The organism is Micromonospora sp. NPDC049102 (genome assembly GCF_043197485.1).
Classification (GTDB): domain Bacteria; phylum Actinomycetota; class Actinomycetes; order Mycobacteriales; family Micromonosporaceae; genus Micromonospora.
The window spans coordinates 125,303-137,840 of record NZ_JBICTE010000011.1 but is presented as its reverse complement, the minus strand read 5'-3'; the positions used below and the strand labels follow the sequence as shown (position 1 = coordinate 137,840).

11 protein-coding genes are annotated in these 12,538 nt (G+C 71.0%); 8 read left to right on the top strand and 3 right to left on the bottom strand.

What is annotated here, in order from left to right:
* Positions 1–7 precede the first annotated feature (7 nt).
* Complete coding sequence (locus tag ACGFH9_RS14270; protein ID WP_355625977.1) at positions 8–790, bottom strand: 3-hydroxybutyrate dehydrogenase; 783 nt, start codon at positions 788–790, stop codon at positions 8–10.
* Positions 791–1,102: 312 nt separating this feature from the next.
* Here ACGFH9_RS14270 and ruvC point away from each other — a divergent pair, with 312 nt between their 5' ends.
* The 8 genes from ruvC to ACGFH9_RS14230 all read left to right on the top strand — a co-directional run bounded on the left by ruvC (position 1,103) and on the right by ACGFH9_RS14230 (position 10,559).
* On the top strand, positions 1,103–1,630 hold the full coding sequence (ruvC, locus tag ACGFH9_RS14265) for a crossover junction endodeoxyribonuclease RuvC (RefSeq protein WP_393218623.1): 528 nt from the start codon (positions 1,103–1,105) through the stop codon (positions 1,628–1,630).
* Complete coding sequence (gene ruvA, locus ACGFH9_RS14260) at positions 1,627–2,229, top strand: Holliday junction branch migration protein RuvA (protein ID WP_393218620.1); 603 nt, start codon at positions 1,627–1,629, stop codon at positions 2,227–2,229. Before ruvC ends, ruvA begins: the two co-directional genes overlap by 4 nt.
* Complete coding sequence (gene ruvB / locus ACGFH9_RS14255) at positions 2,226–3,293, top strand: Holliday junction branch migration DNA helicase RuvB (RefSeq protein ID WP_393218617.1); 1,068 nt, start codon at positions 2,226–2,228, stop codon at positions 3,291–3,293. Before ruvA ends, ruvB begins: the two co-directional genes overlap by 4 nt.
* Before the next feature lie 138 nt (positions 3,294–3,431).
* Positions 3,432–3,770: a preprotein translocase subunit YajC gene (gene yajC / locus ACGFH9_RS14250; RefSeq protein ID WP_393218614.1), complete on the top strand. Its 339-nt coding sequence runs from the start codon at positions 3,432–3,434 to the stop codon at positions 3,768–3,770.
* A gap of 278 nt (positions 3,771–4,048) precedes the next feature.
* A complete protein-coding gene (gene secD / locus ACGFH9_RS14245; RefSeq protein WP_393218612.1) occupies positions 4,049–5,929 on the top strand; it encodes a protein translocase subunit SecD in 1,881 nt (626 codons plus the stop codon).
* Position 5,930: 1 nt separating this feature from the next.
* Positions 5,931–7,121 (top strand): protein translocase subunit SecF, encoded by a 1,191-nt coding sequence (secF, locus tag ACGFH9_RS14240; protein ID WP_393218609.1) that lies wholly within the window; start codon positions 5,931–5,933, stop codon positions 7,119–7,121.
* A 102-nt stretch (positions 7,122–7,223) separates the two neighbouring features.
* A complete protein-coding gene (locus ACGFH9_RS14235) occupies positions 7,224–7,790 on the top strand; it encodes an adenine phosphoribosyltransferase (RefSeq protein ID WP_393218607.1) in 567 nt (188 codons plus the stop codon).
* A gap of 243 nt (positions 7,791–8,033) precedes the next feature.
* The gene (locus ACGFH9_RS14230; RefSeq protein WP_393218604.1) at positions 8,034–10,559 is read left to right on the top strand and encodes a RelA/SpoT family protein; all 2,526 of its coding nucleotides are present in this window, start codon (positions 8,034–8,036) and stop codon (positions 10,557–10,559) included.
* A 66-nt stretch (positions 10,560–10,625) separates the two neighbouring features.
* On the opposite strand, the gene ACGFH9_RS14225 is transcribed toward ACGFH9_RS14230, so the two are convergent.
* On the bottom strand, positions 10,626–11,465 hold the full coding sequence (locus ACGFH9_RS14225; RefSeq protein WP_393218602.1) for a peptidylprolyl isomerase: 840 nt from the start codon (positions 11,463–11,465) through the stop codon (positions 10,626–10,628).
* A gap of 58 nt (positions 11,466–11,523) precedes the next feature.
* Complete coding sequence (locus ACGFH9_RS14220) at positions 11,524–12,396, bottom strand: peptidylprolyl isomerase (protein WP_393218599.1); 873 nt, start codon at positions 12,394–12,396, stop codon at positions 11,524–11,526.
* Positions 12,397–12,538 lie beyond the last annotated feature (142 nt).

Genomic DNA, 12,538 nt, shown 5'->3' with positions numbered 1-12,538 from the left:
AGGCCCACTAGTTGGCCGTCCAGCCCCCGTCGAGCGCGATCGACGCGCCCGTGATGAAGGACGCCGGAGGCGAGCACAGGTACGCCAGCAACTCGGCCACCTCCTCCGGCTCGATCAGCCGCTTGACGGCCGCCCGGGCCAGCATGATCTTCTCGACGACCTCGGCCTCGTCGATGCCGTGGCTGGCCGCCTGGTCGGCGATCTGGCTCTCCACCAGCGCGGTCCGCACGTACGCCGGGTTGATGCAGTTGGCCGTCACCCCGTGCGCGGCGCCCTCCAGCGCCACCACCTTCGACAGCCCTTCGAGGGCGTGCTTCGCCGAGACGTACGCCGCCTTGTACGGCGAGGCACGCAGGCCGTGCACCGAGGAGATGTTGACGATCCGGCCCCAGTTCCGGGCGTACATGTGTGGCAGCGCCCGGCGGATCAGCAGGAACGGCGCCTCCACCATCACCCGCTGGATGTACTCGAAGCGCTCGACGGGGAAGTCCTGCAACGGCGCCACGTGCTGGAGACCCGCGTTGTTCACCACGATGTCCACGTCCACGTCGAGGGATTCCACGGCCGCCGTGTCGGCCAGGTCCACACCCTCGGCGCGCCCCCCGGCCTCCGCGGCCACGGCCTTGGCCGCCTCCAGGTTGCGGTCCACCACGAGCACCTTCGCCCCGGCCGCGGCCAGGCGCAGGGCGCACGCCCGCCCGATGCCACCGCCGCCTCCGGTGACCAGGGCGGTCCGGCCGGCGAGGTCGACCTGTACGACGTGGGGGACCGCCACGGGTTCTGCCGTCATGGCGCAAGAAGTTACGAGGTGTGTCTCCGCCGGCACATGGGCCGAAGCCACATACTCCTGGGCAAATCTGTGTGCCCGCCAGGTGGTCATCCTGGGTCGCCGTGTGGTCAAGACCCGCGCAACTTCCCCGATGGTGCTGTCTCCGGCGAGCGGGATGCAGCAACTTCCCCGATGTCGTGAGGATCTTGGGCGCGGGGCGCGGGGCGCGGGGCGCGGGGCGCGGGGCGCGGGGCGCGGGGCGCGTGTCCCGTGGGGCCGGTGGGAAGGGCGGGGGTTAGGGTGTCGAACACACGTACTGGGGGAGGGGGCGGCGTGCGGGTGCTGGGGGTCGACCCGGGGTTGACGCGCTGTGGGGTGGGCGTCGTCGAGGGCGTGCCCGGCCGGCCCTGCACGCTCATCGCCTACTACGTGGTCTACACCGATCCGGCCGACGACCTGGCGCTGCGGCTGCTGCACCTGGACCGGTCGCTGAACGAGCTGGTGGCCAAGCACGAACCGGAGAGTGTCGCTGTCGAGCGGGTGTTCAGCCAGCACAACGTCCGTACGGTGATGGGCACCGCCCAGGCCAGCGGGATCGCGGTGCTGGCCGGGGCGCGGGCCGGGTTGCCGGTGCAGACGTACACCCCGAGTGAGGTGAAGGCGGCCGTGACCGGCTCCGGTCAGGCCGACAAGGCGCAGATGACCGCGATGGTGACCCGGCTGCTGCGGTTGGCCGAGCCGCCGAAACCGGCGGACGCCGCGGACGCGCTCGCCCTGGCCATCTGCCACGTCTGGCGCGGCGGCACCCGTTCCAAGCTGGCCGTCGCGGCCGACCGGGCACGACGAGGAGGAGCACGATGATCGCCAGCGTGCGCGGCACGGTGACCGCGACGGGTCCGGATCTGGCCGTGATCGAGGTCGGCGGGGTCGGTCTGGCCGTGCACTGCGCCCCCGGGACGCTCGCGGAGCTGCGGGTGGGGCAGCCGGCGCGGCTGGCGACCAGCCTGATCGTCCGGGAGGACTCGCTGACCCTCTACGGGTTCGCCGACGACGACGCCAGGGCGCTGTTCGAGCTGTTGCAGACCGCGAGTGGGGTCGGCCCACGGCTGGCCCAGGCGGTATTGGCCGTGCACACGCCGGACGCGGTGCGCAAGGCCATCGCCAACGCCGACACGGCCGCGCTGACCCGGGTGCCCGGGATCGGCAAGAAGGGCGCCGAGCGCCTGGTGCTGGAGTTGCGCGACCGCATCGGCCCGGTGGCGATCGGCGCCGACGGGGCCGGTGGCGTGACCGGCGGCGCGTGGCCCGACCAGGTCCGGCAGGCGCTTGTCGGTCTGGGCTGGACGGCGGGGCAGGCCGACCAGGCGGTGGCCGCCGTGGCGGAGACGATCGACGGGCCGACCCCGCCCGTGCCGGTCCTGCTCAAGCAGGCCATCCGGCTGCTGGGCCGTACCCGATGAGCGACACCGACGGGCTCGTCTCGGCGTACGTCACCGATGCCGAACTGGACGCGGAGGCGACCGTACGGCCCCGGCGGCTGGCGGAGTTCATCGCCCAGGACCGGGTACGCGACCAGCTCGACCTGCTGTTGCAGGGCGCCATGCGGCGGGGCTCGCCACCGGACCACATCCTGCTCTCCGGGCCACCCGGGCTGGGCAAGACGAGCCTGGCCAACATCGTCGCCGCCGAGCTGGGCGCGGGCATCCGGGTGACCAGCGGCCCGGCGATCGAACGGTCGGGTGACCTGGCGGCGATCCTGACCAGCCTCGCCGAGGGCGACGTCCTCTTCATCGACGAGATCCACCGGATCGCCCGGCCGGCGGAGGAACTGCTCTACAGCGCGATGGAGGACTTCCGGGTCGACGTGGTGGTCGGCAAGGGGCCGGGCGCGACCGCGATCCCGCTGGACGTCGAGCCGTTCACCCTGGTCGGGGCGACGACCCGCTCGGGTCTCTTGACCGGGCCCATGCGGGACCGGTTCGGCTTCGTCGCGCACCTCGACTTCTACGCCCCGGCGGATCTGGAGACGTTGCTGCACCGCTCGGCGCGCATCCTCGGGGTGCCGATCACGCCGGACGGCGCGGCGGAGATCGCCGGCCGGTCCCGGGGCACTCCGCGGATCGCCAACCGGCTGCTGCGGCGGGTCCGCGACTACGCGGAGGTCCGCGCCGACGGTGTGGTCACCCTGGGCACCGCCCGCAAGGCCCTGACGGTGTACGACGTCGACGCGCTGGGTCTGGACCGGCTGGACCGGGCGGTGCTGACCGCTCTGGTGGAGTCGTTCCGGGGTGGCCCGGTCGGCCTGTCCACCCTCGCGGTGGCGGTGGGGGAGCAGCCGGACACGGTCGAGGAGGTCTGTGAGCCGTTCCTGGTGCGCGCCGGCCTGTTGGCGCGTACGCCTCGGGGGCGGGTGGCCACGGAGGCCGCCTGGCTGCATCTGGGGCGTACTCCACCGAATGGTACATTTGGGGCAGATGTCGCGCCAGCACCCGATCTGTTCTCGGTCGATACCGATCAGCCGTAATGTGAACGTGATCTGTGCCGCATTCGGTGTTCTCAGGTGCAGGGATTAGACTTCGCCGCGGTCTGTACAGGATGTGAGAATCCGCCTCCGCTCCGGCACTCCCCGTGCCGGACAGGGGCCAATGGGAAGGCAGTAACCGTGCAATACCTTGCAGCGGGTGGTGGGGCCGGCGGCTTCACGCCGATCCTGATGATCGTCCTGCTCTTCGGCGTCATGTACTTCATGATGATCCGTCCCCAGCAGAAGCGTCGCCGCGACGCCGAGGCCATGCAGTCGGCGCTCGGTCCGGGCGACGAGGTCGTCACCATCGGCGGGCTCTACGGCACGGTCACCGGCGTCGAGGACGACGCCGTCCTGCTCGAGATCGCTCCGGGCGTCCAGACCCGCTACGCCCGGCCGGCCATCGCCCGGGTGGTCACCCGCGCGGAGCTCCCGAGCGAGCCGGTCACCGAGGACGCGGACAGCGTCAAGGAGTGACCTTCCCGCAGGGGGTCGGCGGTTTCGGCGTACGGCTGGCCGACCGGCCCCCGGGTCACCGCGCCCGACGGGGCAGCGGACGTGACGTGAAAACTGGATAGTTGGGTCGACGCCGGGCGTCGGCACGTTCCCGTGGCCGTCGGCGTCCCCCGTCCGGCGTGTCCGGCCACTGTGTCGGCACCCCGTCGGCTCAGGTCAGACCGTTGGCCGGGACCCCCGGCCCGACACTCGCCGCCGCCGCGCGCAGCGGCGCGACCGTACAGGGAGACAGGACAACCGTGGCACCACCTCAGGGACAGATGCGACCCGGCCGGCAACTCGCCGTGCTCGGGTTCATCTTCGTGGTCCTCTACCTTCTGGTGTTCTTCGCGGGCGGTGCCAGCGGCAGCTTCAAGGACCGGCTCGAGCCCAAGCTCGGTCTGGACCTGATCGGCGGCACCCGGATGACGCTGGAGGCGACCAACAACGTCGACGGCAAGCCTCCGACGGCGGAGAACCTCGAAGAGGCCCGCCAGATCATCGAGAGCCGGGTCAACGCGTTCGGCGTGGCCGAGGCCGAGGTGGTCACCGAGGGCAACCGGAACATCGTCATCTCCCTGCCCGGTGAGAACCGGGACCTGACGGACGTGGGCAGCGCCGCCGAACTGCGCTTCCGCAAGGTGCTCAAGGCAGCCGACGGCAGCGGTACGGCCGTCGCGCCGCCGGCAGCCACGCCGGCCCCCGGCAGCGTCACGCCGTCCGGCGCCGCGACGCCGCCGGCCTCGTCGGGCAGTGCCGCGCCGAAGGCGACCCCCTCGGCCAGCGGCGGACAGGGCGGGATGGCACCCGCGCCGAGCGCCAGTGCCACGCCGACCCCGTCGGCCTCGGCGAGTGCCGGCGCCGAGCCGGTGCCGGCGAGCATCGAGCAGCAGCGCAAGGCCGTCGAGCAGAAGGTCGGTGCTGCCGCCTGGCAGGCCGCCAGCGCGTTGCAGGCTCCCGCCGACCTGAGCACCGACCCGTCGTTGGGTGACAAGCTCAAGCCGTTCAGCACGCTGACCCCGCAAGAGGTCGCCGTACTGCCGGCGCAGATGCAGTTCAACGTGCCGACGATCGGCTGCGCCCAGCTCGACAAGCGCCCGCCGGCGTCGATCTCCGACCCCAAGCAGCAGGTCGTGTCCTGCGAGGACGGGGCCTCGAAGTACCTGCTCGACCAGGCCAAGGTTGAGGGCACCGACGTGGACGACGCCGACGCGGTGCTCGACCAGTCCAACTCCTGGGTGGTCAGCCTCGACTTCACGGGCGACGGCCAGGGCAAGTGGACGGCGCTGACCCGCGAGTCGTTCAACAACGAGGGTCAGGCGTGCGACGCCACGGCGCTCGGCCAGGACGGCAAGTGCCGGGTCGCCGTCGTGCTGGACAACGAGATCGTGTCGTCCCCGGAGATCCAGGGTGTGCTCACCGGCAACTCGCAGATCACCGGCCAGTTCACCCAGAAGGACGCCAGCACCCTCGCCAGCCAGCTCCGCTACGGCGCGCTGCCGGTGACCTTCGAGCAGCAGGAAGCGCAGAACGTCACCGCGACCCTGGGCGCCAGCCACCTGCGCGCCGGTCTGCTCGCGGCCGGCATCGGCATGCTGCTGGTCATCATCTACGCGTTCTTCTACTACCGGCTGCTCGGCTCGGTCATCTTCCTGAGCCTCATCCTCTCCGCGCTGCTCGTCTTCGGCGCGCTGGTGGTGCTCGGCCGGCAGATCGGCTTCACGCTCACCCTCGCCGGCATCGCCGGCATGATCGTCTCGCTCGGTGTGGCGGCGGACTCGTTCGTCATCTACTTCGAACGACTCAAGGACGAGATCAGAGAGGGGCGCAGCCCACGAAGCGCGGTGCCCCGCGCCTGGATCCGCGCCCGCCGGACCATCATCTCGGCCAACGCGATCACGCTGCTCTCCGCAGTAGTGCTCTACGTGGTCTCGGTCGGCACGGTCAAGGGCTTCGCGTTCGCGCTCGGCCTGGCCACGGTGCTGGACCTGGTCGTGGTCTTCCTCTTCCGACACCCGATCATGACGATGTTCGCCCGGACCCGGGCGTTCCTGTCCCCGCGGGTCAGCGGCCTGGGCCGGGCGCTTCCGGCCCGGAACCAGCAGACTCAGCCCCGCAACCCGCGCGCCAAGGAGGCCTGAGATGGCTGAAAACGGTCTGGCGAGCCGCCTCTACAACGGCGAGGCCGGTCTCAACATCGTCGGTCGTCGCAAGCTGTGGTTCGGCGTCGCCGGGGCCCTGATCCTGGTCGCGATCCTCAGCTTCGCGTTCCAGCGTTTCAGCCTCGGCATCGAGTTCGCCGGCGGCAACTCGTTCCAGGTGCCGGCCAGCGTCGGCACCCTGGACGACGCCGAGCGTGAGGTCAACTCGGCCCTCGCGGCCGAGAACACCGGCGTCAAGGTGGCCACCACCCAGAAGGTGGGCGGCCCGGGCGGCGACTCGTACGAGCTGCGGACGCCGCAGCTCACCGTCGAGCAGGCCAACGCGGTCAAGGCCCAGGTGGCCCAGGACCTTAACATCAACGTCGACGAGATCAGCGGCAACCAGGTCAGCGAGGCGTGGGGCAGCCAGGTGACCGAGCGGGCCGTGCTCGGCCTGGTCATCTTCATCGCGCTGGTGATGGTCTACCTGATCCTGCGCTTCGAGTGGCGGATGGCCGTCGCCGCGGTCTCGTCGCTGTTCATGAACCTGATCCTCACCGCCGGCATCTACTCGCTTGTCGGCTTCGAGGTCACCCCGTCGACGATCATCGGCTTCCTCACGATCCTGGGCTTCGCGCTCTACGACGTCGTGGTGGTCTTCGACAAGGTGCAGGAGAACACGCGGGGCATCACGGCCAACAACAACATGACGTACGGCGAGGCGGCCAACCTGGCCGTCAACCAGAGCCTCATGCGGTCGCTGAACACCTCCGTCGTGGCGCTGCTGCCCGTCGGTGGTCTGCTCTTCATCGGTGCCGGCCTGCTCGGCGCGGGCACCCTGAAGGACCTCGGCCTGGTGCTGTTCGTGGGTATGGCGGTGGCGTTCCTGACCTCCATCCTGGTGGCGACGCCGCTGCTGGCGCTGCTGAAGGACTACGACCCGCGTATCCAGGCGCACAACAAGCGGGTGCAGGCCCGCCGGGGTGCGTTGGGCCGTGGCGAGGCCACCGGCAAGATCGCCCCGCCCCCGGTCGGCGGCCCCGCGGCAGACGTGATCGACCCGGACTCCGCGGCGCTGGCCGGCGCGGCTCCCAAGGTGGGTTCGCGGCCGGCGGGCAAGCGGTCGACCGGCGTGCGGGGCGGTCGCCCCGGCGGCGGCGGTAACCGGCCCGGTGGCACCAAGCGCCGCTGACCGCCCTGGGGCTGACCCGCGAGGAAACGCCTGAACGGCGTCCGGCATGCTGTGCGAGCAGCAAGCCGGACGCCGTCGTCGTCGGAAGGGAACGCAACAGCCGTGACGGAGACCCACAGCACCGCCGCGCGCGGGGACAGCGGCCCGGAGGCCGCCCGACTGGTGGCCAGCCGGGTGCTGGACGTGCCGGACTTCCCCAAGCCCGGTGTCCTGTTCAAGGACCTGATGCCGCTGTTCGCCGACGGGAAGGCGTTCCGCGAGGTTGTCGACGGGATCGTCGCGTACCACGGGCGGGACGCGTTCGACGTGGTGGTCGGCATCGAGGCTCGGGGGTTCGTCGTCGCGGCGGCCGTCGCGTACGCGGCCGGGGTGGGTGTCGTGCCGGTGCGCAAGGCCGGCAAGCTGCCCCGCCCGGCGCACTCGGTCTCGTACGCCCTGGAGTACGGCGAGGCCACTCTCGAGGTGCACGAGGATGCCTTCACCGCTGGCCACCGGGTGCTCGTCGTCGACGACGTGCTGGCCACCGGCGGTACGGCCGAGGCGACGTTGGACCTGGTCGAGCGCGCCGGCGGTACGGTGACGGGTTTCACCGTGCTGTTGGAGCTCGCCTTTCTGGGCGCGCGGGAGCGACTGACGCCCCGTCCTGTCCATGCCCTGCTGACCGTTTGATCCCTGCCCTGCCGAGGTCGCGACGCCCTGCGCAGGGGTGTGCGCGCGCTCCGGGGTCACCAGGCGCGGCGGCGGCCCGCTCCGGGCCGGTCGCCCGGGCGTCGACCGTCCGGCGGAGCGGCAGGGGACCGTCCGTGCGGGTAGCATTGCCCATTGCTGACGCCGGCGGTACGCCGTCGGCGACGCGAGACCAGGCCGGCCGACACACGGCCGGCGTGTTTCCGGCGAGCGGTGAGGAGGCCGGTGTCCCACGATGTCGTCCCTCCGGCGGAGGGCACGGTGCATCCCACAGGCGACGCTGACGGCTTGGTGACCGACCGGGACGGCGACGCGCCGGCACGGGTGACGGGCACCGACAACGGCTCCGGCAGGGCTCCTGCCGACGGCGCGACGGCTCCGACCGGGGTCCCGGCGAGCGCCGTCGAGGCACCGCCCGGCGCAGACGGGGTCGTGGTTCCGTTCCCGGGCGACGCCGGTGTCGATCCGTCGCCGAGCGGTGGTTTCGGGCTCTCCAGTGCCCCCACCGGCCGGCGGGTGCGCGCCCGGCTGGCCCGGTTCAACGCGCCCTGGCAGACCTCGCAGGTCAGCGAGGTGCTGGAGCCGCTCATCGCGAGCCATCGGGAGAACCACCCGAAGGCCGACGCCCGGCTGCTCCAACGCGCCTTCGACACGGCCGCGCGGTGGCACTCCGGGCAGTACCGCAAGTCCGGCGACCCGTACATCACCCACCCCCTTGCCGTGGCGACGATCCTCGGCAACCTGGGGATGGACACCACCACGCTTGTCGCGGCGCTGCTGCACGACACGATCGAGGACACCGAGTACACCCTCGACGCGATGCGCGCCGACTTCGGCGGCGAGGTCGCCCTGCTGGTCGACGGCGTCACCAAGCTGGACAAGGTCAAGCTGGGCGACGCGGCAAAGGCTGAGACGATCCGCAAGATGGTCGTGGCGATGGCCAAGGACCCGCGGGTGCTGGTCATCAAGCTGGCCGACCGGCTGCACAACATGCGTACCCTGTCCTTCCTGCCGGCGCCCAAGCGCGAGCAGAAGGCGAAGGAGACCCTGGAGATCCTGGCGCCGCTGGCCCACCGCCTCGGTATGAACACGATCAAGTGGGAGCTGGAGGATCTGGCCTTCGGCACGCTCTTCCCGAAGCGGTTCGAGGAGATCAACCGGCTGATCGGTGAGCACCAGCCGCAGCGCGAGTCGCTGCTGCGGCAGGTCACCCAGAAGGTCGGCACCGACCTGAAGGCCGCCAAGATCAAGGCGGAGACGACCGGACGGCCGAAGCACCTCTACTCGATCTACCAGAAGATGATCGTGCGGGGTCGCGACTTCAACGACATCTACGACCTGGTGGGTGTGCGGATCCTGGTCGACACGGTGCGGGACTGCTACGCGGCGCTGGGCGTCATCCACGCCAACTGGCAGCCGGTGCCGGGCCGGTTCAAGGACTACATCGCCATGCCCAAGTTCAACATGTACCAGTCGTTGCACACGACGGTCATCGGGCCCACCGGCAAGCCGGTGGAGATGCAGATCCGCACGTACGCGATGCACCGCACCGCCGAGTTCGGCATCGCCGCGCACTGGAAGTACAAGGAGCACAAGGGCACCCAGGTGGTCGGCCCGCCGGCGCACATCGACGAGATGACCTGGCTGCGGCAGCTGCTGGACTGGCAGCGCGAGGCGGCCGACCCGAGCGAGTTCCTGGACGCGCTGCGCTTCGACCTGTCCAGCCAGGAGGTGTACGTCTTCACCCCCAAGGGTGACGTCATCCCGCTGCCGACCGGGTCGACGCCTGTGGACTTCGCCTACGCGGTGCACACCGAGGTCGGGCACAAGTGCATCGGCGCACGGGTCAACGGCAAGCTCGTGCCGCTGGAGTCGACGCTCTCCAACGGCGACGTGATCGAGATCTTCACGTCGAAGTCCGAGACGGCCGGCCCGACGCAGGACTGGCTGGGCTTCGTCAAGAGCCCCCGCGCCCGCACCAAGATCCGCCAGTACTTCAACAAGGAGCGGCGCGAGGAGGCGATCGAGGCCGGCAAGGACGCGATCGTCAAGGCGATGCGCAAGCAGGGCATGCCGTTGCAGCGGATGCTCACCTCGGACGCGCTGATGTCGATCGCCCGGGACCTGCACCTCGCCGACGTGGCGTCGCTGTACGCGGCGGTCGGCGACAGTCAGGTCTCCGCGCAGTCGGTGGTGCAGAAGCTGATGGCTGCGTACGGGGGCGAGGAGGGCGCGGCGGAGGACATCGCCGAGACCGCCGTCGCCACCCGACCGCCGCGCAGCCGGCAGAGCAGCGCCGATCCCGGTGTCGTGGTCCGGGGCGTCAGCGACGTCTGGATCAAGTTGGCGCGCTGCTGCACCCCGGTCCCGCCCGACTCGGTGTTCGGTTTCGTCACCCGTTCCGGCGGGGTGAGCGTGCACCGTGACGACTGCGCCAACGCGGAGGACCTGCGGGCGCAGCCCGAGCGTGTGGTCGAGGTGAGCTGGAAGCTCACGTCCGCGTCCACGTTCCTGGTGGCGATCCAGGTCGAGGCGTTGGACCGGCACAAGCTGCTCGCCGACGTCACCCGGGTGCTCTCCGACGAGCGGGTCAACATCCTGTCCGCGACCGTCACCACCACCCGCGACCGGGTTGCGGTGAGCCGGTTCAGCTTCGAGATGGCCGACCCGAAGCACCTGGGCCACCTGCTGGCCACCGTCCGCAAGGTCGACGGTGTGTTCGACGCGTACCGGGTCACCTCCGGCGCCTGACGCGTACCCCACACACGAGAGCGCCCGCCGGCTCAGCCGGCGGGCGCTTCGTCATCCTGGTGGGCGTCAGCCCTGCGGCGCGCTCATCGTGAGGGTCTTGATGACGACCTCCTTCTTCGGGTGGCCGCCACCGGCCTGCTGGGCGAACGCCCCGTCGTCGCCGGCCTTGGCCACGTCCTTGACGATGTCCATGCCGCCGGTGACGGTGCCCAGCACGGTGTACGCGGGGTCGAGCGGCGAGTCGCCGTACACGATGAAGAACTGGCTGCCGGTGCTGCCCGGCTGACCGGAGTTGGCCATCGCGATGACACCCTCCGGGTACGGCGGGCGCTTGTCGGTGGGCAGGTTCTCCTCCGGCAGCCGGAAGCTCGGACCACCCGTGCCGTCGGTGTCCCGCCAGCCCTTGCCGGTGGCGCTCGGGTCACCGCACTGCAGCACCTTGATGCCCTCGGTCACCAGGCGGTGGCACTTGGTGTTGTCGAAGAACTTCTTCTCCGCGAGGAGGCTGAACGCCCCCGCCGTGCACGGCACCTGCGACCGGTCGACCTTGGCCGTGATCGGGCCCAGGTTGGTGTCGATCGTCATGGTCTGCACACCGGTGGCGGACTGCTGGTTGCTCGGCACCCCGACGTCCTTGATCTGCGGGGACCGCTGGTCGGCCGGCATCGCGTTGTAGACGCACTCGGACGCCCCGGGCGCCGACGCGGCGTCCTTGCCCTTGTCGTCGTCGCCGCCGAGGGTCGTGGCCAGCCAGACGGTGCCGGCGACCACGAGCACCAGCACGGCGGCCGCGCCGACGATCGCCTGCGTCTGGCGGCGCTTGCGGGCCTTGGCCGATCGCTCGGCCATCTCCTTCTCGAGTCGGGCGCGTGCCGCCGCGCGCTGCCGCTCTCTGGTGGACGTCACGCCTGGATCCTCCTGGCTGTCTGCTGCGGGGTGCCGCTCGGTTGGGTGGGGCGACCGGTCAGCCGGCGCTCGGGCTGCTGGCCGGGGCGCCGGACGGCGGCGGTGCCGCGCCGGTGACCGGCTCGCCGACCGTGAGGCTCTGGATCACCACGTCGGTCTTGGGCTTCACCTTCGCCCCGGTCCCATTGTCCACGGTCGGCTGGGCGCCGATCTTCTCCACCACGTCCAGCCCGCCGGTGACCTTGCCGATCACCGGGTACTTCGGGTCCGCCGTGGTGAAGTCCTTGAAGAAGATCAGGAACTGGCTGCCGTTGGCGCCCGGCGGGTTGGAGATCATCGCCACGGTGCCCTTGGGGTACGTCGGCGGCTGTCCGGGCGCGGGGCTGGCCGACGGTGACGGCGCGGTCGGCACGTCCTCGTCGTAGAACGAGTAGGTGGGCCCACCGAGGCCGGTTCCGCTGGGGTCACCGCAGCGCAGCGCGCCGTCGGCGGTGATCTCGTGGCACTTGGTGTTGTCGTAGAACGACCGGCTCGCCAGGTGGGCGATGCTCGCGGCGGCGCACGGGGAACTCGTCAGGTTCAGCTCGGCGGTGATCGGCGCGCCCTGGTTGGTGGTGACGGTCATCGCCCGGGTGCCGTCGGTCGGCAGACCCTTGGTCTCCGGCGTACCGACGTCCTTGAGGTTGGTGTTCGCCGTCGCGTCCTGCGGCGTCCAGAGGCAGGTGTCCTCCGCGGCCGTGTTCTGCTTCGGGTCGGAGTCGAACGCCCCGAGCGCCCAGGCCGAGCCGGCCACGATCACCGCGAGGACCAGGAAGGCGCCGACACCGGCCTGGATCTGCCGACGCCGCCGCGTGGCTGCCGCCCGGCGTGCCATCTGCCGGTCGAGCTTGGCCCGCGCCAGTTTGCGCTGCCGGTCCCTGCTGGAAGCCACAGGTGCTCCCCTTTCTTCGCCTGATCGTCACCGGCGGCCGGCTCTCCCGGCCCGTCCGGGCGTCGCGTGTGCCGCGCCACACGCCCGCCAGAGTGTACGGCTAGTGACTGGGAATGTGGTGTACGAGGTCCACCCGGTCGCG

Bases quoted from the DNA above. Each gene is read 5' to 3' on its own strand.
- ACGFH9_RS14270 (WP_355625977.1), bottom strand. From the start codon at position 790: ATGACGGCAGAACCCGTGGCGGTCCCCCACGTCGTACAGGTCGACCTC.
- ruvA (WP_393218620.1), top strand. From the start codon at position 1,627: ATGATCGCCAGCGTGCGCGGCACGGTGACCGCGACGGGTCCGGATCTG.
- ruvB (WP_393218617.1), top strand. From the start codon at position 2,226: ATGAGCGACACCGACGGGCTCGTCTCGGCGTACGTCACCGATGCCGAA.
- secF (WP_393218609.1), top strand. From the start codon at position 5,931: ATGGCTGAAAACGGTCTGGCGAGCCGCCTCTACAACGGCGAGGCCGGT.